The organism is Ethanoligenens harbinense YUAN-3, assembly GCF_000178115.2.
Lineage (GTDB): Bacteria > Bacillota > Clostridia > Oscillospirales > Ethanoligenentaceae > Ethanoligenens > Ethanoligenens harbinense.
Map to the genome: position 1 here is coordinate 2,112,793 of NC_014828.1, position 22,983 is coordinate 2,135,775.

A 22,983-nucleotide genomic window follows, 5' to 3' on the forward strand; every position below is an offset into this window, starting at 1 on the left:
CACACCGGCTTTTTACATCGTTCAGGTCAGTTCCACAATCGTCACGCCGCTCTCGCCCTCGCCATACCGTCCCAGACGAAACGATTTGACCGAACGGTTGCCTTTCAAGTGCTGCTGCACGGCGGTGCGCAGCGCGCCGGTGCCTTTTCCATGGATGATCGACACCTGGCTCAGCGATGCAAGCCGTGCGTCGTCAATGAATTTATCCACCGCTTCCAGCGCTTCCTGCACCGTCTGCCCGCGCAGGTCGATCTCGGTTTGCGCGGCGGTGTGTGTGCCGCGCAGCGTGCGCGCCAGGCGTGCGCCGCCGGCGCGCGCCTGCACCGTCACCCGCTCGTTTTCCAATAGCCGCAGATCGCTTTCGGGCACGCGGGTCTTGATGATGCCCGCCTGCACTTCCACCATGCCGGACGCATCCGCAGTGGAAAGCACCGTACCTTTCTGGTCGATGTCGTGGATGAGCACCCGGTCGCCCGAACGCAGCCTGCGCGGCAGACGGTAGGGCTGCGCCTGCTTTTTGCGCACCGGATCGGCCGTTTTTTCCAACGCGTCCAGCCGGGCGCCCACCGTGCTTTTGGCCAGTTCGCGCAGCGCCTCCGCCTTTTCGGCGGCTTCCATTTTACGCAGCTCGTCGATGTCCGTCAGCAGAGCCTGCGCTTCGGCGCGCGCACGGCCCACCATCGCCTGCGCCTGCACCCGCGCGCGCTCCAATTCTTTTTCCCGCGCGTTTTCCATCTGGTCACGCAGGTGCGCTGCGGCTTCTCTGTCCTGCTCGGCCTGCCGACGGAGCGCTTCAGCCTCCGTGCGCGCGGCTTCCAACGCCAGGCGGTTCTTTTCCAAACCCTCCACCACCTGCTCGAAGCGGGTATCCTCGTTGGAAAGCAGGGCCTTTGCCCGCACGATGATGCTCTCATACAGCCCCAGCCTGGCCGAAATGGCAAACGCGTTCGACCGGCCAGGCACGCCGATGAGCAGCCGGTAGGTAGGCCGCAGGGTGGCCACGTCGAATTCGCAGGAGCCGTTTTCCACACCCGGTGTTTCCAGCGCATAGAGCTTCAGCTCCGCATAGTGGGTGGTGGCCGCCACTTTTGCCCCACGCAGCCGCAAATGCTCCAGGATGGCGACCGCCAGCGCCGCACCCTCGGTCGGGTCGGTGCCGGAACCGAGTTCGTCGAGCAGCACCAGGCTGCGTGTCCCGCAGGTATGCAGGATGCCGATGATATTGGTCATGTGGGCCGAAAAGGTGGACAGCGACTGCTCGATGCTCTGCTCGTCCCCGATATCCGCCAGCACCTGCTCGAAAAACGACAGCTTGGAATCGTCCGCCACCGGCACCGCCAACCCGGACATCGCCATCAGCGTGATGAGGCCGAGCGTTTTGAGCGCCACCGTCTTGCCGCCGGTGTTCGGCCCGGTGATGACCAGCGTATCGAATGGCTCGCCCAGCCGGATGTCGATGGGCACGGCTTGGTCAGGTGGAAGCAGCGGGTGGCGCGCCCGGTGCAGGTCGATGATGCCGTCGTCCGCAAGATGGGGCACGCCCGCTTTCATGGCAAACGACAATCTGGCCCGCGCAAAGACGAAATCCAGCTTTTCCGCGGTGCGAACATCCTGGGCGATTACGTCCGCAAAGGTGGACACCTCGGCGGAAAGCGCTGCGAGGATGCGCTCGATCTCCTTTTCCTCTTTGACATACAGCACTTTCAGCTCGTTGTCGGCTTCCACCACCGCCATCGGCTCGATGAACAGCGTGGCGCCCGAGGCGGAGGTGTCGTGCACCAGTCCGGGCACTTCCGAACGATATTCGGCCCGCACGGGGATGACGAACCGCCCACCGCGCTGGGTCACAATGGCCTCCTGCAAAAATTTGGCATAGCGCTGGGAATGCACCATCTTGTCCAACTGCTCGCGCACGCGCTGCCCGGCACGGCGGATATTCCGGCGAATGTCGGCCAGCTCGGCGCTGGCGGTATCCGCCATCTCCTCCTCGGGCAGAATGGCCGCGGTGATCTTTTCTTCCAGATATTTATTCGGGGCCAGCGCGTCGAAAAAATCATCCAGACAGGTCGTTTCCTGCTCTGCGCCGTCCCGCCAGCGCACCAGCGCGCGAATGACGGAAAGCACCCGCGCCACCCGCAGCAGGTCGCCCATCTGCAGCGACGCGCCGATTTTGGCGCGCTGCAGTGCGTCCGATACATCCTGCACACCGCCAAACGGCGGATCGCCAAACCGCGTGCTCAGGCGGACGGCATCCGCCGTCTGCGCCAACTGTTCGCGCGCATCCTCCAGCGAGCCGGAGGGCGTGAGCGCCCGTGCGTGCCGCGCGCCGCCCGGACAAACGCAGGCTTTAGCAAGCCGGTCACGTACACGATCGTACTCCAGCACCATATAAGAACGTTCGATTGACTCCATGTTCTCCCATCCAGTTGCGGCTCGAAGCCGCGGGTTATCCATATTCCAACAGGCGGAAAGGCTTTTCATCGCAGGCAGGCTCGCCCTGTTCCGCCCAAATTCAGTGCACAAGCAGCATTAGTATACCATGTTTGGAGAAAAAATTCGACGGGAAATTTGTAAAATGTGGAACAACGGTTGCCCCGCGCCTGATTTCACCCCGGTTTTACATTGAACATCCTGCCGCAATCTGGTATAATACATACGGTCTGTTCACCTGTCATGCAACCGCATGAAACGATCGTGCGGGCGCTTCGCCGCCCGTAGACTATATAATAGGAAAGAGGTCTTCGTCTTGCCTTCCAAAGTCGTAGTTGGCGCCCAGTGGGGCGACGAGGGAAAAGGAAAAATCATCGACATCCTCGCATCGCGCGCCGATGTGGTGGTGCGTTCGCAGGGGGGCAACAACGCCGGCCATACCGTCAAAAGCGGCGGAGAGGTGTACAAGCTGCACCTCATCCCCTCCGGCATCCTCTACAGCACCACCCCGTGCCTGATCGGCTGTGGCGTGGTGGTTGACCCCAAAGTGCTGCTGGGCGAGATCGACGGGCTGGAAAAACGCGGCATCTCCTGCGGTAACCTGCGCATCGACCCGCGCGCCCATGTCATCATGCCCTGGCACATCGCGCTGGACGGCCTCTCCGAGCAGGCGCGCGGCGCGTCCGATATCGGCACCACCAAATGCGGCATCGGTCCGAGTTATATGGATAAGGCCGAGCGCTGCGGTCTGCGCATCTACGACCTGGTGCACCCGGAAGTCTTTACCAAAAAAGCCGCCTCGGTCGCCGCACTGAAAAACAAGATCATCACGCAGGTCTACGGCGGAAACGCGCTGGATGCGGACACCATCATTCAGGAATACATCGCCTACGGCAAGCGCCTCGCCAAATATGTGGACGATGTGTCGGTGCTGGCCTACGAGTCGGTGAAGGCGGGCAAAAACGTCCTGTTCGAGGGGGCGCAGGGCGCGCTGCTCGACATCGACCTCGGCACCTACCCGTATGTCACCTCCTCGCATCCCACGGCGGGCGGCTTCTGCACCGGCACCGGCGTGGGTCCCACGCTGCTGCAGGATATCATCGGAGTGGCGAAAGCCTACACCACCCGCGTGGGCAAAGGCCCGTTCCCGACCGAGCTCTCCGACGAAACGGGCGACACCATCCGCAACCGCGGCAATGAATTCGGCACCACCACCGGCCGCCCGCGCCGCACCGGCTGGTTCGACGCCGTGATCGTCCGCCACGCGGTGCGCATCAACGGCCTGACCGCGCTGGCGCTGAATAAGCTGGACACGCTGGCCGACCTGCCCGCCCTAAAGATCTGCACAGCATACAAACTGCCGGACGGCAGCACCACCGAGCACTTCCCCCCCACACTGGAGGAACTGGAGGGCTGCGAACCGGTGTATACGGAGTTACCGGGCTTCTCCGGCGACCTGAGCGCCTGTAAGAGCTTTGACGACCTGCCCGAAAACGCCAAAAACTACGTGCACACCATTGAAAAACTGGTGGACTGCCGCGTATCCATGGTGGGCGTCGGTCCCGACCGCGCACAAAATCTGGAACGGTAATTTTTCCTGGCGTTTCCGCCACCCGGCGAAGCAAAACAGAACCGGCAACCATAGCAAAGCCCCCGAAACAATGTTTCGGGGGCTTTGCTGCGCCATACAAAACCGGGCGGCATATCTGCCGCCCGGTTGTACACAAAAAACACAGCAGACCGCACCCTCTGTTGCCGCATGAGGAGCAGGACCTGTGCCGGCCTAACTGCCGCAGTCGTACTCTTAATAGTTTTCCGCTTTGACTTCAAAAAACGCCTTGGGATGTTTGCACACCGGGCAGATCTCCGGCGGGTTTTTGCCCACATGGATATGGCCGCATACCCGGCATTTCCAGACCACGGTACCGTCTTTCAGGAATATTTTTCCTTCTTTGAGGTTCTCAAGCAATTTATTATACCGTTCTTCATGGGTTTTTTCGATGTTGGCCACCAACGCGAATTTCGCGGCAATCTCATCAAACCCTTCCGCTTTGGCTTCTTCAGCAAAGGTCTTGTACATATCGGTCCACTCGTAGTGCTCGCCCGCCGCGGCCGATTTCAGATTGGCTTCCGTATCGCTGATGCCGCCCAGATATTCAAACCACAGCTTGGCATGCATGCGCTCGTTGCCCGCCGTCTCCTCGAAAATGGCGCCGATCTGCTGATAACCCTCTTTGGCCGCAACCTGCGAGAAATATGTATATTTGTTGCGCGCCTGGGATTCGCCGGAAAAAGCGGTCTGCAGGTTCTGCTCCGTCTTCGTGCCCTTCAGATCTTTCATGTATCAAACACTCCTTCATTTCCACACAAAATCCATCCGTCGCTGGAAAGACCCGCGCAGACTTATTTGGAATTCTCAAGGCATTTGCTGCAAACGCCCTGAAAAAACACATCTTGAGTTTCCACCGTGCAACCATCCAGCCCCTGTACGGCCAGTTGCCCGATCTCCACTGGAAAATCCATAACCGCGCCGCAGCGGGTGCAGCGGAAATGCCCGTGCACCGAGGTATCACCGTCATAACGCGCCTCACCGTCCTCGATGGAGAGCTGGCGCGCCAAATGCTCCCGTACAAACAGGCCCAAGGTGTTGTATACGGTCGTTTTGGAAAGCGACGGATTGTCCGGCAACAGCGCTTTAAACACATCGTCCGCAGTGGGATGGCTCTTGGATTCCCTCAGATATTCAAAAATGCGCAGCCGCTGCATGGAAGGACGAATCCCATGCCGCACCAGTTCGGCCGCCAAATCCGTGGTCTGGACCACTCTGCACCCCCCCCCTGCGATCGTTATGCTGTAATGATTACAATATTATTGTACCGCACTCACAGCCGTTTGTCAAGACACGAAACGGGAATTTTTTTCCATCCTTCGACAAACATACCTCGGCTATGGCGCTTTCCGGTGAAATTCTGCACAAACAGACCCGCTCCGCTGTTATTCCTTTTCGGGCGCCGCGGTTCCGGACGTTTCGCTCTGCCCGGCCGCAAGTGCCAGCAGCTTCGCGCTGCGCTCCATAAAACCGGACATTTCCTCCGCCGTCAGCGGCTTCTGCCCCAGCTGTGCCAGATCGTAGATATAGCGGCTGAGCAGCGCGGCGCGGTCTTTTCCCAGCGTGGGCAGCGCCTGCACCACGGAATTTTCCAGATTAAGGATGAGCGTGCCCTGCGGCGCTGGCGCGGCCGGGCCGCCCTGATACATCCGGCTCATCTCCTGGAACCGGCGGGCATTTTCCTCGAGAAGCATGACGGCGGGCGTGGCGGAATTTTTGAGCCGCTCGGCCTTCACCGTCAGATCGTCTTTGCCCAGCAGTTCCTTAAAGGAAGACGCGACTGCTTCGGCATTTCCACCCGCCTCGCCGTCCTTGACCGCATAGCTGATGTCCGCGTCGATGCGCACGAATTTCATCTCTTTTTCCTTATATTCCAAAAAACTGATGAAATGGCTGTCGATCATATGCGACAAGACGGCGGCGTCTTTGCCCTCTTCCTTGAACAGGCGGACATACTGCGCCTGAAGATCCAGATTAGAGACATAAAAGATCTGATTGTCTTTGTCTTTGGGGAAATCCATCAGCGTTTTATACCCGCCGTTGATGGATTTGAGCAATACGATATCCTTCACGCGCTCATAGAAGCTCTCGTCGCGGATGCAGCCGAACTTAATGAACGGGGCGATGTCGTCCCAGTATTTCTCGTAGTTCTCGCGCTCGTTGTTGAAGATCTCGTGCAGCTTGTCGGACACCTTTTTAGTGATGTGCCTGGAGATCTTCTGCACATCGCCGTCGTTCTGCAAAAAGCTGCGCGACACGTTCAGCGGCAAATCGGGGCAGTCGATTACGCCCTTGAGCAACAGGAGAAATTCCGGCACGACTTCCTTGATGTTGTCGGCAATATAGACCTGGTTGTTATACAGCTTGACCTCGCCGGGCTGAACCTCCACCTTGTCGGCCTGCTGCGGAAAATACAGGATGCCCTTGAGATTGAACGGGTAATCCACGTTGAGGTGAATCCAGAATAACGGCGGATTGAAATCCATGAACAGCTCGGTGTAGAACTGCTCGTATTCCTCCTTGGTGCAGTCTTTGGGCGCTTTCAACCAGAGGGGATGGGGGTTGTTCACCGGGCGGGATCCGGCGGGCGCTTCCTCACCCTCTTTGGCTTCTTCCGGCGCTTTGGGGTTGAGGAAAATCTCATACGGCATGAACTGGCAGTATTTGCGCAGCATGCCCCGGATGCGGCCTTCCTCCAGAAATTCCACTTCTTCGCCCGAAATATGCAGCGTCACCGTCGTGCCGCGCGTGGTGCGCGTACCCTCGCCGATCTCGTAGGCCGACTCGCCCTTGGACTGCCAATGCACGGGTTTGGCGTCTTTTTGGTAGCTCAGCGTGTCGATCTCCACTTTGTCTGCCACCATGAACGCCGAATAGAACCCCAGGCCGAAGTGCCCGATGATGCCGCCCTCGTCGCCGGGCTGATCCTTGTATTTTTTTACGAATTCCTCGGCGCCGGAGAACGCCACCTGCGTGATGTATTTTTCCACTTCCTCCTCGGTCATGCCGAGGCCGTTGTCTTCCACGCGCAGGGTTTTGTCGTCCTTATCCACGAAAACATGGATGAACGGCTTGGCGTCGTCCTTTTCCGCCTCGCCCATCCCGGCCAGCCGCTCCAGCTTGCGGATGGCGTCCGAGCTGTTGGAAACCAGTTCGCGCAGAAAAATATCCTTGTCGGAATACAGCCATTTTTTGATGATGGGCAGAATATTGTCCGAATGTACCTGAATGTTGCCTTCACGCATGATATTCGATTCCTCCTGTTTGTTCGATGAGGGGATTTCCCCATATGATGACGGGCGCAGGCCCGTGTTTTACGATTGGTTTATTTGGTGGTGTCGATATACCTCCGGTAGGCCCAGAGGTATTGCAGGCCCGAAATAACCGTGAAGACCGCCGCTGCCCACACCAGCAGATAGCCGATCCAGAGCGGACCGCCCAGCCCCGCCACCAGCAGTGCAAGGATGATGGCGTACATCTGGCTGTTGGTCTTGACCTTGCCCCAGATATTGGCGGGGATGACTTCGCCGCTGCCGGCCGCCAGCAGGCGCAGGGACGTGACCAGAAATTCACGTGCGATGATGAGCACCACCGCCCAAGTGCTGGCCAGCCCGATCTGCACGAAAACGACCAACGCCGCGCAGACCAGCAGCTTATCGGCCAGCGGGTCCATAAACTTGCCGAAGGTGGTAACCTGGTTGTACTTGCGGGCCAGCTTGCCGTCGATGAGGTCGGTCACCGAGGCGACGATGAACACCGCCAACGCGGCCAGCAGCCGCCAGCGCCCGGCGGGCAGCAGCGCGAACACCATAAATACCGGCACCAGGATCATGCGAAATACCGTAAGCTTGTTGGGTGTATTCAAGCCTGCATCTCCCCTTCTTCCAGACTGCCGATCAGGTCGTCCCCACACACCTCATCGAGATGCACGGACACGAACGTGCCCGGCCGGTTTGTCTTCTGCGAACGGATGAAGATTTTGCCGTCGATCTCCGGGGCTTCCGCCGCACTGCGCCCGAACCAGCACCCGGCATAGCGGTCATAACCCTCCACCAGCACCTCGACGGTGCTGCCCAGACGGCGCTGGTTGTTTGCGTCGGCCACCAACATCTGTTCTTCCATGATCTGCTCCTGCCTGCGCTTCTTCACGTCCTCGTCGATCTGGCCGGGCAATTCGGCGGCGGGGGTGCCCTCCTCCTGCGAATAGGCAAACGCGCCCAGCCGCTCAAAGCGCGTCTCCCGCACAAACGCGGCCAGCTCGGCGAACTCTTCCTCCGTTTCGCCCGGGAAACCGACAATGAGCGTGGTGCGCAGCGTTACGTCCGGGATGCGTGCGCGCAGTTTGCACACCAGCGCGGTGATCTCCGCTTTAGACATCCGGCGGTTCATGGCGCGCACCACCCGCGGGCTGACATGCTGGATGGGCATATCGAGATAGGGCACCACTTTTTCCTCGGATGCGATGGTGTCGATCAGCTCGTCGTCGAGGGCTTCGGGGTAACAATAGAGCAGGCGCACCCAGTGCAGGCCGTCGATGCGGCAAAAGCGGCGCAGCAGCTCCGGCAGCATTCGTTTGCCGCCGGATAGATCCGTGCCGTAGCGGGTGGTGTCCTGCGCCACCAGCGTCAGCTCGCGCACGCCGCGCGCCGCCAACTGCTCCGCCTCACGCACCAGATCGTCCAGTGGGCGGCTGCGATACCGGCCGCGCAGTTTGGGAATGATGCAGTAGGTGCAGTGGTTGTCACAGCCCTCGGCGATCTTGAGGTAGCTGTAAAACGGCAATGTGGTGAGGACGCGCGTACCGCCGGCCGCCAGGCTTTCCGGCCGCCCGGAGAAATCGAGCGTGCCGCCGTCAGCCGCCGCGCGCACGGCCTCGGCGATGTCTCCTGCCCGGCCCACCTGCAAAATGCAGTTGACCTCCGGAAACTCCTGCCGCATCTCCTTGAAATACCGCTCGGACAAACAGCCGGTGACCACCAGCCCGCGGATGGCGCCCTCTTTTTTGAGCTGCGCCATTTCCAGTATATTTTCGATGGACTCCTTTTTGGCGTCCTCGATGAAACCGCAGGTATTAACAATCACCACATCCGCTGCGTCGGCGTGCGGCGTGAGAGTGAACCCCTCACCGGTCAGCTTCGCAAGCATTACTTCGGCGTCCACCTGGTTTTTAGGACATCCCAGCGAGATCATTCCCACCCGGATCGGTGTGTTTTCCATTGATTCCTCCCGGCGTGCCGGAGCACACCCGTTCAGCCGCCCGACGGGCGGCGCGGCTCACCATACGACAAAACACAACTGCATAACCCAAGCGTTACGCGGTCGTGTCCCACCCCAGCGCTTCGCGCGCCGTATCCCAGTCATAACCCGCGCGTTCCAGCGCCGCGAGCGCGCGCCGTCTGTCTTTCTCATCAGCGGACGCGTGCGGGTATTTCTTTTCCAAAAACGCCGCCGCACGGCGGACCGGCTCACCGTCCAGCTCCGCGCAGATTTCTTCCGCGAGCGTTCGGGCCACGCCGCGCCGGCAAAGCTCCAGCACGGCGCGCCGCCGGCCGTACAGCCTCCTGCCATACAGCTCGCGCGCAAAGCGCTCGGCAAACGCGCGGTCGTCCAGCAGGCCTGCGCGCTCCATCTCGTCCGCCGCCGCTTCGGCCGCTTCCGCGCCCTCGGTGCGGGCGATTTTACGCGCCAACTCCGCCTTGGCGTGGTCGCGCCCCGCCAGCAGGCGCAGCGCTTTGTTGCGCGCCTTGTCCGCCTGTGCGCGGGCAAACAGGCTTTCAAGTTCCTCATCTTCCAGCGCGTCGCCTTTGGCGACGCCCGCCTCCAGCAGCGCGCCGCCGCTGAGCGAACAGAGGAATCTATCATCCGAAAACAGGCCGTACCGCCCGTTTTTGAGCAGGCGGACCGCAGTGACCACCGTACTCAAATATCGTCTGCCTCCACATCTATGCTGGCCGCCTTGGAGCGGGCCGATACCGCCGTCGGCTCATCGTCCCCCACGCCCAGCAGTGCGTCCAGGTCGTCGTCATCCGCCTGCGCCGCAGGCGCGGCGGCTCCGGCCGGGGCCTTTTTGCCCTTTACCGGTTCTTCGGCGGGTTCTTCCTTACCCGCGGCGCGCACCTGCTTCTCGATCTCCTCGGCCAGCGCGGGGTCTTCTTCCAGCAGCTTCTTCACATTGTCGCGCCCCTGCCCCAGCCGCCTGTCTTGATACGAGAACCATGAGCCGCTCTTGTGGATGATGTCTTTCTCCACGGCGAGGTCGAGGATCTCGCCCTCGTGGGAGATGCCGGTGCCGTACATGATATCGAATTCGGCCACCTTGAACGGCGGCGCGACCTTGTTTTTCACGATCTTGACCTTGGTACGCGTACCGATGACCTCATCCCCGTTTTTGATCGCTTCTTTTTTGCGCACGTCCATCCGCACCGAAGAATAGAACTTCAGCGCGCGGCCGCCGGTGGTCACCTCGGGGTTGCCGTACACCACGCCGACCTTTTCACGCAGCTGGTTGATGAACACCGCCGCGCAGTTGAATTTGGAGAGCGCGCCGGCCAGCTTGCGCAGCGCCTGCGACATCAGGCGCGCCTGCAGGCCCACATGGCTGTCGCCCATATCGCCCTCGATCTCCGCACGGGGTACCAGCGCGGCCACCGAATCCACCACCAGCACGTCGATGGCGCCGCTGCGCACCAGCGCCTCCGCGATCTCCAGCGCCTGCTCGCCGTTATCCGGCTGCGAGACCAGCAGCGCGTCCACATCCACGCCGAGCGCTTTGGCATAGACCGGGTCAAGCGCGTGCTCGGCGTCGATGAACGCCGCGCTGCCGCCCGCTTTCTGCGCCTGCGCAATGATATGCAGCGCCACCGTGGTCTTGCCGGACGACTCCGGCCCGTAGATCTCCACGATGCGCCCGCGCGGCACGCCGCCGATGCCCAGCGCCAGATCCAGCGAAACGGAACCGGTGGAGATGGACGCCACATTCATCGCCGCATTCTGCCCCAGACGCATCACCGCGCCCTTGCCGAACTGCTTTTCGATGTTGGCCAGCGCCGTGGCCAGTGCCTTCTGTTTATCGTCTGCCGTATTGGCAGGAACGGCCGCCGCCGTACGTTTTCTGGAATCCATTCCGCGCCCTCCTGACATGCCGCTTTCTTCCTGTTATTATAGCGTTTTTTCAAAGCAAAAGCAACAAAACCGACGGAACCCGCCTTCGTTTTTTCTTTCCGCGCCGCAGACCGCAAAACTGCTAGGATTCCTGCCGCGGCGGGTCGGAAATGGCGCCGCGCGCTTTTTCCGCCAGCCGACGCAGCAGGCCGGAAAGCACCTGTTCTTCCTCTTCGGTGAGTTCCGCCGTCACCAGCGCGTCCCATTCGCGGATGGCCCCTCGGATGGCGGGCAAAACGGCGTGCCCGGCCTTGGCAAGATACACCCGATAGGCACGGCGGTCGCGCTCGTCCACCTCGCGCCGGACATACCCCTGCCGCTCCAGCTTCTGCAGGGCCTTGCAGGTGGTTGCCTTGTCGATGCCCAGCCGCTCGGAGATCTGCTCCTGGTTCTGGCCGTCGTGCCGCTCAAGCGTGAGCAAAAACACATACAGTCCCGCCACGCGTCCGAAATCGCCCAGCCGCCTGCTCATAAAGCTCTTCCGAAACCGGTAGAGCATGGAAATATACCGCCCGATGAACTGTTCACTGTCCACTGTTTCGCACCTCTGTCCGCCCGCCGGCGCGCGGGCTGTTCCTTCAGAATTATACAAAACCCTTGTAAAAAGCAGCCTGCTTTTTGCGTAAAATCCCGTATTTGATTCATATAGTTGCATACTCAACTAACTCTAGTTATAATGGAAACGGCTGTGATTGTCAAGTACGCGTGCGGGGGCACCCGTGCCCCGCGCCGATGAAATACAGGACTTTCGTGGCAAAACCCCCAAAGGAACCACCGATTCATTCCGAGCGCACGGCTGCGTCCAAAATGCTCCGCATACGGCAAGTATTCGCGCGCCTTCGTCCTTGCCGAACAAAAAACAGTCTCGGCCAGCCACGCACTCTCCATGCAATCCGCGGTTTCCAAAAGAAAGGACTGTTTGCCTTGCAAGACCAAACCGTTTCCACCGCGTCCGCCGGACGGCCTCTCCCTTCCCATTACAAATGGCTGGCGCTTTCCAACACCACGCTGGGCATTTTGATGGCGGCGCTCAACAGCAACATCATCCTCATTTCCCTGCCCGCGATCTTCCGCGGGATGCATGTGGACCCCATGCAGGCGAGCAACGTGCCCTATATGCTCTGGATGCTGATGGGCTACACCGTGGTGACCGCCACGCTGCTCGTTTCATTCGGCCGCATATCGGACATCTACGGCCGGGTGCGGCTGTATAACATGGGATTTGCCGTGTTCGCCGTCACCTCGGTGCTGCTGTTCCTCGTGCCCGGGCGGGGCGTGGCCGGTGTGCAGCAGCTCATCGTACTGCGGCTGCTCCAGGGCGTGGGCGCGGGCTTTCTCTTTTCCAACAGCACCGCCATCATCACCGATGCCTTTCCCTCCCATCAGCGCGGCATGGCCATGGGCATCAACCAGATCGCAGGCATCGGCGGCTCTCTCGTTGGGCTGATCGCGGGCGGCCTACTTGCGGACATCAACTGGCGGTTGGTGTTTCTCGTCAGCGTGCCGGCCGGCCTGTTCGGCACCGTCTGGGCCTATCTCAAACTAAAGGAAACCACCCGCCCCGACCGCTCGCAGAAGATCGACTGGCCGGGCAACATCACCTTCGCGGTGGGGCTCACCGTGCTGCTGCTCGCGCTCACCTACGGCATCATGCCCTATGGCAGCGACAAAATGGGCTGGCGCAACCCGTTCGTCATTGTGGGCTGCATCGTCGGCGTGCTGCTGTTGGCCGCGTTCATACTGGTGGAGCTGCGGGTGAAAAACCCCATGTTCCACCTGCGCCTGTTCCGCATCCGCGCGTTTTCCTGCGGGTGCATCAGCCTGTTCCTTTCCTCTGTGGCGCGCGGCGGCCTGCAGTTCATGCTCATCATCTGGCTGCAAGGCATCTGGCTGCCGCTGCACGGCTTCAGCTTCGCATCCACACCGCTCTGGTCGGGCATTTACATGCTGCCGATGATGGCGGGCTTCTTCGCCATGGGGCCGCTGAGCGGCATGCTTTCCGACCGTTTCGGCGCGCGCTGGTTCTCCACCGGCGGCATGGTACTCACGGCCGTCGGCTTCATCCTGCTGACATTCCTGCCCGCCAATTTCAGCTACGGCGTGTTCTTCCTCCTGCTGCTTGTGCTGGGCTTCGGCATGGGCATGTTCTCCGCACCGAACACCACCGCCATCATGAACGCCGTGCCGGCCAACCAGCGCGGCGCGTCGGCCGGCATGCGCTCCACCATTCAGAACACCGGCATCGCCCTGAGCATGACGCTCTACTTCACCATTCTCCTGCTGGGGATGGTGCACCAGCTGCCGCCGGTGCTGGAGCAGGGCATGGCGGCACAGGGCGTGCCGGCGGCCGCGGCGGCGCGCATCTCCCAACTTCCGCCCACGGTGGCGCTGTTCTCGGCATTTTTGGGATACAATCCCATGAGCAACCTGGTACCCGCATCCATCCTCTCGGCGCTGCCCGCCGCTTCGCGCGCCACGCTGCTGGGCACCCGGTTCTTCCCGCTTACCATCGCGCCCGCAGTGATGTCCAGCCTGCGGCTGGCATTTTATATGTCCGCGGCCATGTCGGTGGTGGCGGCGGTGGCCTCGTTTCTGCGCGGCGGCCGGTATGTCTATGGCGAAAACGAAAACAGGGCAGGCAAATAAAACGCCCGCATCCTACAACACAGAAGGCTTTCCGGTCACGGGTGGACCGGGAAGCCTTCTGTGTTTTGTCTGTTTTTATTTGAGAAAGCCGCCTTTGCGCAGCGCCTGCGCGGCGCACTGCACGCCCAGCATGCCGGTCTCGAACGTCAGGCCGCCCTGCATCCACACGGCATAGGGCGGGCGCAGAGGCGCGTCGGCCGAAAGCTCGATGGACGCGCCCAGCGTGAACGCACCCGCCGCCATGATCACCGGGCTGTCGTACCCCGGCATATCCCACGGCTCCGGCCGCACAAACGCATCAATGGGCGAGCCGCTCTGCAGCCCCTGGCAGAACGCCACCAGCGCGTCGGCATTTCCAAGCTCGATGGTTTCGATGATGTCGGTGCGGGGCGCATCCCAGCGCGGCGTGGCGCCAAAGCCAAACTGCTCGAACAGCGCCGCCGCGAACACCGCCGTTTTCAGCGCCTGCGCGGTGACATGCGGTGCAAAGAACAGTCCTTTGAACATTGCGCGCGTGTTGCCCAAACTGGCGCCCACCTCGCGCCCCACGCCCGGCGCAGTGAGACGGTAGCCCGCCAGTTCGACCAGATCGTGCCGCCCGGCGATATATCCGCCCGAATCGGCCATGCCGCCGCCGGGGTTCTTGATGAGCGAACCGATGATGAGGTCGGCGCCCACCTCCGGCGGCTCTCTGTCCTCCACAAACTCGCCGTAGCAGTTATCCACCACCACGAGCGTATCGGGGGAAACGCGTTTGACCGTCTCGCACAGCGCTGCAATGACGTCGATGCAGAGCGACGGACGCAGGCTGTAGCCGCGCGAACGCTGGAGATAGGCCACTTTCACCTTGCCCCTGCGCAGGCGGGCGGCCACCGCATCCAGATCAGGTGCGCCGTCGGGCAGCAAGTCGATCTGCTCATAGAGCACGCCGTAATCCTTCAGAGAGCCCTGCCCCTCGCCCCGCAGGCCGATGACGCCGTGCAGCGTATCATACGGCAGGCCGGAGCAGGAAAGCAGCACGTCGCCGGGGCGCAGCACCGCAAACAGCGCGGTGGAAATGGCGTGTGTGCCGGAAACAAAATGGTGGCGCACCAGTGCGTCCTCGGTGCCCAGCGCCTGCGCAAACACCGCATCCAGCGTGTCGCGCCCGCGGTCGCCGTAGCCGTAACCGGTGGACGGCGCGAAGTGCGATTCGCTCACGCGGTTTGCGGCGAACGCCGCCAGCACTTTGCGGCTGTTCTGTGCCGCCATCCGCTCGATACGCGCAAACGCGGGCGCGCAAACGCGCAGCGCCTCCTCCGAAGCATCCTCAACAGATTTGTCGATTGCAAAAATATCGTTCATAAGCCGAAGCCGGCCCTCCTATTGTTATTGATCGGCTTTCGCCCGGTATCCCCGGACCATCCGCCCGATGCCCGCATAGTCGTTACGCACCGCCACATTGCAAAGTCCCGCGTCTTCCAGCAGGCGCGCCACATCTTCCGCCTGCCCCATGCCCACCTCGCAGGCAAGCAGGCCGCCGGGGCGCAGCACCGGCACCCACGCGCAGAGCGCCCGGTAAAAACGCAGGCCGTCCGGCCCGCCGTCCAGTGCCAACACCGGCTCGCGGCGCACTTCCGCCTGGAGCGCGGGCAGCTCCTCCGTGCGGATGTACGGCGGGTTGCAGAGCAGCACGTCAAACGAGCCGGACAATACGCCGCGCGGCGGCAGGAGCATGTCCCCCTCCACCGCGCGGACACGGTCTTCCAACCCGTGCAGGGCGATGTTTGCCCGCAGATAACCCAATGCGTCGGCGGAATATTCGAGACAGACGGCTTCGCAACCGGTGGCGCGCGCCGCCGAGATGGCCACGCACCCGCTCCCCGCGCAAAGCTCCAGCAGGCGCGGCGCGGCGGCATCCGGCGGCTGCACGTTCAGATACGCAATAGCCGCTTCCACCAGCAGTTCCGTCTCCGGCCGCGGGATGAGTACACCCGGCCCCACCTTGAACGGCAGGCCCATAAACTCCCATTCGCCCAGCAGGTATTGCAGCGGCTCACCCGCCGCGCGGCGCTCCACGTCGGCCCACAGCGCGGTGCAGACGTCTTCCGCCACGGGCGTGTCGCCGCGCAGGGGCAGTTCCTCCCGCCGGAGACGCACATGCTTCTCAAGCAGGCAGGCGGCGTCGAACGCCGGTTTATCCGCCTGCGTCAGCCGCTGCCGAATAGCGCGGTAGAGCGCGCGCGCCGTCATACCGCCGCCCCGCTCACCACGCATCGTCCGCGCGGTTGCCCGTGAGCACCGCCTGAAGTGAACGGATGGCTACTTCCAACTGGCTGTCGTCCGGCTCGCGGGTGGTCAGCTTTTGCAGCCAGAGTCCGGGCGCCAGCACGGCGCGCATCAGACCGGTGTCATGCCGTCCCGCAAACTTGATGATCTCATACGAAACGCCCACCACCAGCGGCAGCAGCAGCAGCTTGAGCAACACCCGCACGGCCAGATTATCCCAGGTGATGAACGAGGAAACCACGATGCCGATGATGATGACAATAAGCAGGAAACTGGTGCCGCAGCGCGGGTGCAGGCGGGTGTAGCGGCGGGCGTTCTCCACCGTCAGCTCGTCCCCGTGTTCATAGCAGTAGATGGTCTTGTGCTCCGCGCCGTGGTAACCGTACAGGCGCTTGACATCCTCCATACGCGAAAGCAGCGCCAGATAGCCCACGAACAGCCCCAGCCGCACGGCGCCCTCCGCCAGCGAGCGGAAGGCGCCGTAGTGGACGACGCCGGATGTATATTTGACCAGCACGGCCGGCAGCACAAGAAACAGCCCCACAGCCAGCAGCAGGCCCAGCACCATGGAGAAGCCCGCCACCGCCGTCATCCCTTTGGAGGACGGCGCATCCGATTCATCTTCTTTTGCCGCCGCGGCGGTGTCCGTCTGCTCCGAAGGCGATGCGGCATCCGCCCGCACGGCCTCCTGATCGGTTTCCTCCAGCATGCCGGAGATCTCGGCCGAGGTCATCAACGTCTTGTAGCCGAACACCAGCATTTCCACAAAACTGACCACCCCGCGCAGGATAGGCAGCCCCAGAATGGGCCAGCGGTCGCGGATGCTGCTGTTTTCCCAGGTTTCCAGATGGATCTCGCCGCCCGGTCTGCGCACCGCCATGGCGGTGGACTGCGGGCCGCGCATCATCACGCCCTCGATCACGGCCTGCCCGCCGATCATCGTGCGATGGTTCGTCGTTGTCACTTGCAAACTCCTCCGTTTGTCGGCCGGCCCACAACCGCCTATTTGGAAATGACCGGCAGCGTAATGGTAACGGCCGTGCCCTTGCCTTCCTCACTGGCGATCTCCAGCGTGCCGCCATGCAGGCAGACGATCTCGTCCGCTACCGCAAGCCCGATACCGGAGCCGCGCCGCGTGGCGTTGCCCTTGAAAAACTTCTGTTTGACACGGGAGAGATCCCTTGCCGGGATGCCGCATCCCGTATCGCTGACAATAATGCGGACATGGTTGCCGCAGTCGATCGCATCCACCTTGACCACGCCGCCCGCGTCTGAATATTTGAACGCGTTGTCCAGGATATTGACGAACACCTGCCGCAGCCGGTTGCGGTCGCCCATCATGGGCGGCAGGCTGGCCGGCTCGTTGTATATGAACGTCAGGCCCTCGCGGTGCGCGCGGTCGGAAAACATCAGCACGGCCTCGCCCATTTCCGCGAGGATGTCGATCTTGTCGATGGCCATGCGGAAACGGCCGCTCTGCATCCGCGAAAAATCCAGCAGGTCTTCCACCATGGCGGAGAGCCGCCCGGTTTCATCCGTGATGACGCGCATGCCCTTATGAATGGTGTCGGTATCGCCGGGTGCGCAGCCCTGGATGGTTTCCGCCCAGCCTTTGATGGCGGTAAGCGGCGTGCGCAGTTCGTGCGAGACCGAGGAGATGAAATCGTTTTTGATGCGGTCGGCCGTGCCGAGCTCCCCGGCAAGGTTGTTGATGGTGTCGCAGAGCGCGCCGATTTCGTCGTCATAGCTTTTGCCGATGCGGGCGTTGTAATCGCCGGACGCGATGCGCCCCGCCATGGCGGTCACTTCGCGCACCGGCACCACGATGGAATTGATGAAATACATCCCCGAAAACAGAACGAACAGAATGATGGCAATGCAGATGATGCCGCTGATGAGCGAGAACAGAGCAATCTGCCAGTCCACCTCCGTCATCGAGACCACATAACGCGCGGCGCCCAGCTCTTTACCCTGAGAATCGCGCAGGATGCTGGTGACCGCCATCACCTTTTCCCCTGTGGAGGCGTTCACGCCCATCCAGTTGCCAAGGCCCTGCGCGGATGCGCTCGCCTGCGTGAAATCCGGCATGGAGAGCTTCTGGTCGGGCAAGAAATCGCTGGAGGTGAGCAGAACGTCGCCCTTTTTGTTCAGGATGAGCAGCTCCATAATACCCCTGTCCGAGAAGCTGGCCACAAAATCCTTCGCGGTAGCGTAGAAATCCGGAGTCTGCGGGTCGATGTCGCGCGTGAACTGGGTGGCGCGCACCCGCGCCTCGGTGGTGAGATAACTCTGCACCGCGCTGTAATAGTAGTTGTGCACGGCAAAGGCAAATACGACCCACACGATGCCGAGGATGGCGACGATGATGCCCATGCTGTTGAACACCCACCGCCGGGTGATGCCTTTAAATATGAAGACCTGCCTGAATTTCATGGATGACGCTCCTGCCGTCCGCGCAGAGCAGCCCGCCGGGCTGTGTCTTTACGCGGGTTCTCCTTTGCTCCACTTGTATCCGAACCCCCATACCGTGAGAATATGGCGGGGGGCCGACGGATCTTCCTCCACTTTCATCCGCAGCCGGCGGATATTGACGTCCACAATCTTCAGTTCGCCGAAATAATCCTCGCCCCACACATGGTTGAGAATATCCCCGCGGGAAAGCGCCGTGTCCGGGTTCTCCAGAAAATATTTCATGATCTGGTATTCCATCTGTGTCAGTTCAATGGGCTGGCCGCGCCGGTAAAACGTGCGGCTTTTCGTATTCAGCACAAAATCCCCCGACACGATGCCGTTTTCGTCCTCTTTTTCACCGGCTTCGAGGTTCAGCCGGCGATAGAGCGCATCCACCCGCGCCACCAGTTCGGACGGGCTGAACGGCTTGGTCACATAGTCGTCCGCACCAATCATCAGCCCGCCCACTTTGTCCATCTCCTGCGTGCGCGCCGTGAGCATGATGATGCCGAGCGTCTTGCTTTTCTGGCGCAGTTCCCGGCAGACGGCAAAGCCGTCTATCCCCGGCAGCATGATATCCAGCAGCGCGATGCGGATCTCGTTCCCGTGTGACTCATACAGCTTGAGCGCCGCCTCGCCCGTGCCTGCTTCCAGCACTTCATAGCCGGCCCGTTTGAGATTGATGATGACAAACTCACGGATGGCCTGCTCGTCTTCCACCACCAGGATGGTCTTGGTCATGCAATCTCCTTCTTTCCGTCTGCCCGCCGCCGCGCCCGGGGCGCCCGTCTGTTTCAAAGCCTGCCGCTCAGTCCACCAGTTTGAACTGCTGGCGCACCGTACCGATATCCAGCATATACGGGCTGTTTGCGCCCGCTGCATCAGCCTGATAGGCATACACCATGCCGTCGCTTTCGTCTATACGCTGCAAAGCGGTGTTTGCGCTCACGGTACTCCACACATCGCTGGAATACGCCAGGATATCAAACAGGTGCGCGCCCACCGTCCGCGTGGCGGGGTTCCATTCATAAAACGCCCAGTCGGAATCGCCGTTCTCCCGCTGAACGGTGATCGTCTGCGTGCCGGTCTCCCATTTTGCCGGAAAAAGAAACGTGTATCCCTCCGTGCTGTTGATGACCGAGGAGAGTTTGGGGACCAGCGCGCCGTTTTTCCAGATCATCCACTGCACTTTCCAGATTTTTTCGGCGGATTTTGTGCCGCTGATCTCTTCATAGCCGGGAAGCTCGATCGGTACCGGGATCTCGATGCTGCCGTCCCCGTCGATATCCTGGCAGGTAACGGACACATCGCGCAGGGTCTCCGCATTCGCCATTTTCTGGTCCGGGTCATACAGCGGGGAGGTAAGCTGCCCGTTTTTCCAAAGCACCATCTCCGTCACCATCTTATCGGGGCCCTTACGGCTGTCGATCAGCACGGCCGGAGACCCGTCCTCACTGGTGGGATACAGGCCGGCGTAACCGGTCACGGTGCTGTCGAGCGGTGCCTGGCTGACCGGCCCGACCGAACCGGCGGCGGCGCCCACCAGCTCTGCAGATGCCTTTTTGTCGGCGCCGTCAAGCTTCAGCAGCAACAGATCGTCGCGGTTGCCGCCGGTCATGTTCGCGCGGATCATCTCCGTATAGGTGTCGCGGTAGATCTTCTCATAATTGTTGCCGTGGAACGCATAGATGCCCAGCGCCATGTCGGTGCTTGTGAACGAGGTCCATCCCACGGCCAGTTCCTCGGTGCCGCTGCCGTCGAAATCACCGAACACGATCCGGTCAACTTCGTTGCCGTCCCCGCTGATGTCGCAGGTTTCCTTCCATTTAGAGCCCGCCTGATGCAGCACCATGATGTGGGTGCCGCTTTTTTCTTTGGTGGGGCTGTAAAAAGCCAGCACCGAATTGGTGGCGCCGTGGTCGAAGCTGTGCAGTACGAAGGAGGAACGGTAGTCGCCGTTGTGCGGGTATTTGAGGGTGGGCGACCCGCCGCCCAGCGCGCTTGCGAGCGCCTGCTCGATGGCCTGCTGCTGTTTGGTCAGCTTCGGCGGGTTCATCAGCGCCGTGACGTCGGTGGACACGACCGTGCAGCCCGACAGCGCCGCCGCCAGCAAAAGAACCATACCGCAGAGCAGCCATTTTAAACCCTTACGCACGCGTGACATCCTTTCCGGCATCGCCGAGCCGACCCGGCCGCCCGTTTTTCCCGCCGCACAGCGGGCGGGCGGCCATGTAAAGCAAAAAAAAACGCCGGTCAAAGCCGGCACAAAAAATGGAGGGACAATGTAATCGGAAAAATTGCCAACTGAACTTCGGCAACATGATTTCCTACCACAAATTATAGCACCACTCCCGCCGCCGGTGGTTACACTTTTATTACAAACCTATTACTTTTTCTTCAAAAAACGCGGCGTGGCCACAAATGCCGCGCCGACTGCGAAATCCACCCCTTGTGCGCGAAAAAGCGCGTTTCCGCGCTGCCCGTCCGCATACGGCGCACTTGTATTGTAACGCATTCCGGCAAAGAAGTAAACAGGCGGCGCGGGTGGAAGGTTCTCAGCGTGTAAGCTCGCGGGGCTTCACGGCTTCGATACGCTTCCGAAGAACCAGGATCGTCGTCCCGATGGTGAAGCAAACAAAGAACGCCATCTGGAAATATGCCGACACCATATACTGCGGAATGATCGGCACTTCCGAGCTGACAAAGCCATAGGCGAAGATCAGCACGCGGAGGAAAAACGTCAGGAAAACACCTGTGCAGACCAGCCAGTGCGGTCCGAAACGCAGTTTTCGTTTCCGGAACAGGCCGACCAGCAGGTAAACCGTCAGGAAAACATAGCAGCCGCAGGCGATGACAAACAAGATGGGAAATACCTTTTGATACCCAATGGTCACCAAATTCAAGAACGTCAGTTTCTGGTGATTGAAGCGAATGGCGCCCTGATACAGCATGTACCCCGATGTGCGGACAAACGGCGTCTCTTTCGAGGTATCGGCGAAATCCGACGTTTTATCCCAGCTGCCCACCTCGTTGGTAACGGCCTGATAGATATCATCGCCCGCCGGCATGGGGTCGCTTATGATCGGATACGGTGAGCAATCCTTGAACGTCACGTCATACCAGATCGCATAGAGCGTCTTTTTGACAGTCGGCACAAGGTAGGCGCCGCGCCACGGGGAAAGCATACCGACACTGATGGTCTTGGGATACGATTTGAGCTTTCCGCTGTCAAACGCCGCGTTCAGTTCGGCAGCAAGGCGCTTGTAATATGCGCTGGCAGTCGCCGCGTTTTTGCAATACCCCGCCGCAGCCACCGCGTTGCGCAGGTTCCAGGTGAAAAACGTGCCGTGCGTCTCCTGGTCGTCTGCATTAACGAAAATCGCCATCTTTTGCCCTTCCAGATACGGTTCCAGCTCCCGGAAGGCCGGACTGACCGCATACGCCGCCTGCCTTGCGGCCTTCGTCACCGGTACGTTGGGCATCCATTTGCCACCGTCGATCCGGCACAGGGCACTGTATGCGTTGATGAAATTCGCGTCGGCATATTCGTTGGTGACAAATTTCCCGTACGCATATGCGTTGGCCCCGGCGATGACGGCGCTGCACACCCCCACCAGAACAAACGGCAGAACCAAGACGGCAAGGCTTTTCACGCGCGGCTTGCCCCTGAGTTTGAAGAAGGTCATAACGGCGCATAGCAGGCTGGCCACAACAATCAGCGGGAGTACCCACGCGGAGTCCTCGCGTGTGAGCAGCGTGGCCGCAAGAGACAGACCCAGCAGAACCGCCCATGGTTTCCATGCGGTATACCGCTCCCCGACCCGGGCATAGATCGCCACCATGCTTGAAACGGCAAGGAAAGCAAAACTGGCGCAGGTAAAATCCCGGATCACACGTGCGGTGGCGGTGGCGGTATAGCTGCCCGGATTGAACAGCACCACGCAGTACGACACGGCAAGGATCGCCCGGCGGGGGATCAGCTTGCGGATGGCGACGATAAAGATGACGCAGGCAAACACGTAGAGGAGCTGCTGCGCAAGCAGCAGCGGGATCCCTGTAAAATGGACCCCCGCCACGAACAGAGAATAAAACGCGCCTTTTACCAGCGTATTCTGGGTATAGACGCCCAGCCAGTGCCCGCGGATGATAGAGGCGGCGTGGGCCAGAAACACCGTATCGTCATCTTCCTGACCCGGCAGAAACGCGATCGGCTGGGCGGCCGTCATCCAAAGCCGGAAGAGCGTGACAGCGGCCATTGCCACGAGCAAATACAGCCGTTTCCGGTCAGGATATTTTTTCCAGCATGCGCGAATATACGACATGTTTTTTCATTCCTCCGTCTTTTGCCGACCGCCCCTGAAAAAGGCCGCCTGCCCGCGACCCGTCTTCTCCCCCGCGGGGGCCGGCTTTCCCTTCCG

18 protein-coding genes are annotated in these 22,983 nt (G+C 61.0%); 2 read left to right on the forward strand and 16 right to left on the reverse strand.

What is annotated here, in order from left to right; translation table 11 throughout:
• Positions 1–21: 21 nt before the first annotated feature.
• Positions 22–2,412, reverse strand: coding sequence for an endonuclease MutS2 (locus tag ETHHA_RS09895; RefSeq protein ID WP_013485838.1), 2,391 nt, complete (start codon positions 2,410–2,412; stop codon positions 22–24).
• 334 nt (positions 2,413–2,746) lie between these two features.
• Here ETHHA_RS09895 and ETHHA_RS09900 point away from each other — a divergent pair, with 334 nt between their 5' ends.
• Positions 2,747–4,021 carry an adenylosuccinate synthase gene (locus ETHHA_RS09900; RefSeq protein ID WP_013485839.1) on the forward strand — a complete coding sequence of 425 codons (1,275 nt, stop codon included), beginning with the start codon at positions 2,747–2,749 and terminating at the stop codon, positions 4,019–4,021.
• A gap of 213 nt (positions 4,022–4,234) precedes the next feature.
• Here the strand turns inward: ETHHA_RS09900 and rbr are convergent, their stop codons facing one another.
• The 8 genes from rbr to ETHHA_RS09940 form a co-directional block, all read right to left on the reverse strand.
• Positions 4,235–4,771, reverse strand: coding sequence for a rubrerythrin (rbr, locus tag ETHHA_RS09905; RefSeq protein ID WP_013485840.1), 537 nt, complete (start codon positions 4,769–4,771; stop codon positions 4,235–4,237).
• A gap of 62 nt (positions 4,772–4,833) precedes the next feature.
• Positions 4,834–5,253, reverse strand: coding sequence for a Fur family transcriptional regulator (locus ETHHA_RS09910; protein ID WP_013485841.1), 420 nt, complete (start codon positions 5,251–5,253; stop codon positions 4,834–4,836).
• Positions 5,254–5,424: 171 nt separating this feature from the next.
• Positions 5,425–7,284, reverse strand: a complete 1,860-nt coding sequence (gene htpG / locus ETHHA_RS09915) for a molecular chaperone HtpG (RefSeq protein ID WP_013485842.1) — start codon at positions 7,282–7,284, stop codon at positions 5,425–5,427.
• Between the two features lie 80 nt (positions 7,285–7,364).
• Positions 7,365–7,904, reverse strand: a complete 540-nt coding sequence (gene pgsA, locus ETHHA_RS09920; protein WP_013485843.1) for a CDP-diacylglycerol--glycerol-3-phosphate 3-phosphatidyltransferase — start codon at positions 7,902–7,904, stop codon at positions 7,365–7,367.
• The gene (gene rimO / locus ETHHA_RS09925; RefSeq protein ID WP_013485844.1) at positions 7,901–9,256 is read right to left on the reverse strand and encodes a 30S ribosomal protein S12 methylthiotransferase RimO; all 1,356 of its coding nucleotides are present in this window, start codon (positions 9,254–9,256) and stop codon (positions 7,901–7,903) included. The genes pgsA and rimO overlap by 4 nt, the downstream gene beginning before the upstream one ends.
• 94 nt (positions 9,257–9,350) lie before the next feature.
• Positions 9,351–9,953 carry a regulatory protein RecX gene (locus ETHHA_RS09930; protein WP_242822119.1) on the reverse strand — a complete coding sequence of 201 codons (603 nt, stop codon included), beginning with the start codon at positions 9,951–9,953 and terminating at the stop codon, positions 9,351–9,353.
• A gap of 5 nt (positions 9,954–9,958) precedes the next feature.
• The gene (gene recA, locus ETHHA_RS09935; protein ID WP_013485846.1) at positions 9,959–11,161 is read right to left on the reverse strand and encodes a recombinase RecA; all 1,203 of its coding nucleotides are present in this window, start codon (positions 11,159–11,161) and stop codon (positions 9,959–9,961) included.
• A gap of 121 nt (positions 11,162–11,282) precedes the next feature.
• Complete coding sequence (locus tag ETHHA_RS09940; RefSeq protein WP_013485847.1) at positions 11,283–11,735, reverse strand: MarR family winged helix-turn-helix transcriptional regulator; 453 nt, start codon at positions 11,733–11,735, stop codon at positions 11,283–11,285.
• 389 nt (positions 11,736–12,124) lie between these two features.
• Here ETHHA_RS09940 and ETHHA_RS09945 point away from each other — a divergent pair, with 389 nt between their 5' ends.
• Positions 12,125–13,846: an MFS transporter gene (locus tag ETHHA_RS09945; RefSeq protein ID WP_013485848.1), complete on the forward strand. Its 1,722-nt coding sequence runs from the start codon at positions 12,125–12,127 to the stop codon at positions 13,844–13,846.
• Positions 13,847–13,921: 75 nt separating this feature from the next.
• On the opposite strand, the gene ETHHA_RS09950 is transcribed toward ETHHA_RS09945, so the two are convergent.
• The 7 genes from ETHHA_RS09950 to ETHHA_RS09980 all read right to left on the reverse strand — a co-directional run bounded on the left by ETHHA_RS09950 (position 13,922) and on the right by ETHHA_RS09980 (position 22,887).
• Positions 13,922–15,190: a methionine gamma-lyase family protein gene (locus ETHHA_RS09950; protein ID WP_013485849.1), complete on the reverse strand. Its 1,269-nt coding sequence runs from the start codon at positions 15,188–15,190 to the stop codon at positions 13,922–13,924.
• 24 nt (positions 15,191–15,214) lie between these two features.
• Positions 15,215–16,078 (reverse strand): peptide chain release factor N(5)-glutamine methyltransferase, encoded by an 864-nt coding sequence (gene prmC, locus ETHHA_RS09955; RefSeq protein ID WP_013485850.1) that lies wholly within the window; start codon positions 16,076–16,078, stop codon positions 15,215–15,217.
• Positions 16,079–16,091: 13 nt separating this feature from the next.
• Positions 16,092–17,078, reverse strand: coding sequence for a DUF1385 domain-containing protein (locus ETHHA_RS09960; protein WP_013485851.1), 987 nt, complete (start codon positions 17,076–17,078; stop codon positions 16,092–16,094).
• Between the two features lie 38 nt (positions 17,079–17,116).
• Entirely contained in the window at positions 17,117–18,547 is a 1,431-nt protein-coding gene (locus tag ETHHA_RS09965; RefSeq protein WP_013485852.1) for a sensor histidine kinase, read from the reverse strand.
• Positions 18,548–18,595: 48 nt separating this feature from the next.
• Complete coding sequence (locus ETHHA_RS09970; RefSeq protein ID WP_013485853.1) at positions 18,596–19,306, reverse strand: response regulator transcription factor; 711 nt, start codon at positions 19,304–19,306, stop codon at positions 18,596–18,598.
• Positions 19,307–19,373: 67 nt separating this feature from the next.
• Positions 19,374–20,720 carry a hypothetical protein gene (locus tag ETHHA_RS09975; protein ID WP_013485854.1) on the reverse strand — a complete coding sequence of 449 codons (1,347 nt, stop codon included), beginning with the start codon at positions 20,718–20,720 and terminating at the stop codon, positions 19,374–19,376.
• Positions 20,721–21,120: 400 nt separating this feature from the next.
• Positions 21,121–22,887: a hypothetical protein gene (locus ETHHA_RS09980; protein ID WP_013485855.1), complete on the reverse strand. Its 1,767-nt coding sequence runs from the start codon at positions 22,885–22,887 to the stop codon at positions 21,121–21,123.
• Positions 22,888–22,983 lie beyond the last annotated feature (96 nt).

Excerpts from the sequence above, each read along its gene's own strand:
- ETHHA_RS09895 (WP_013485838.1), bottom strand. The coding sequence starts at position 2,412 with ATGGAGTCAATCGAACGTTCTTATATGGTGCTGGAGTACGATCGTGTA.
- rbr (WP_013485840.1), bottom strand. The coding sequence starts at position 4,771 with ATGAAAGATCTGAAGGGCACGAAGACGGAGCAGAACCTGCAGACCGCT.
- htpG (WP_013485842.1), bottom strand. The coding sequence starts at position 7,284 with ATGCGTGAAGGCAACATTCAGGTACATTCGGACAATATTCTGCCCATC.
- rimO (WP_013485844.1), bottom strand. The coding sequence starts at position 9,256 with ATGGAAAACACACCGATCCGGGTGGGAATGATCTCGCTGGGATGTCCT.
- recA (WP_013485846.1), bottom strand. The coding sequence starts at position 11,161 with ATGGATTCCAGAAAACGTACGGCGGCGGCCGTTCCTGCCAATACGGCA.
- ETHHA_RS09950 (WP_013485849.1), bottom strand. The coding sequence starts at position 15,190 with ATGAACGATATTTTTGCAATCGACAAATCTGTTGAGGATGCTTCGGAG.
- prmC (WP_013485850.1), bottom strand. The coding sequence starts at position 16,078 with ATGACGGCGCGCGCGCTCTACCGCGCTATTCGGCAGCGGCTGACGCAG.
- ETHHA_RS09965 (WP_013485852.1), bottom strand. The coding sequence starts at position 18,547 with ATGAAATTCAGGCAGGTCTTCATATTTAAAGGCATCACCCGGCGGTGG.
- ETHHA_RS09970 (WP_013485853.1), bottom strand. The coding sequence starts at position 19,306 with ATGACCAAGACCATCCTGGTGGTGGAAGACGAGCAGGCCATCCGTGAG.
- ETHHA_RS09980 (WP_013485855.1), bottom strand. The coding sequence starts at position 22,887 with ATGTCGTATATTCGCGCATGCTGGAAAAAATATCCTGACCGGAAACGG.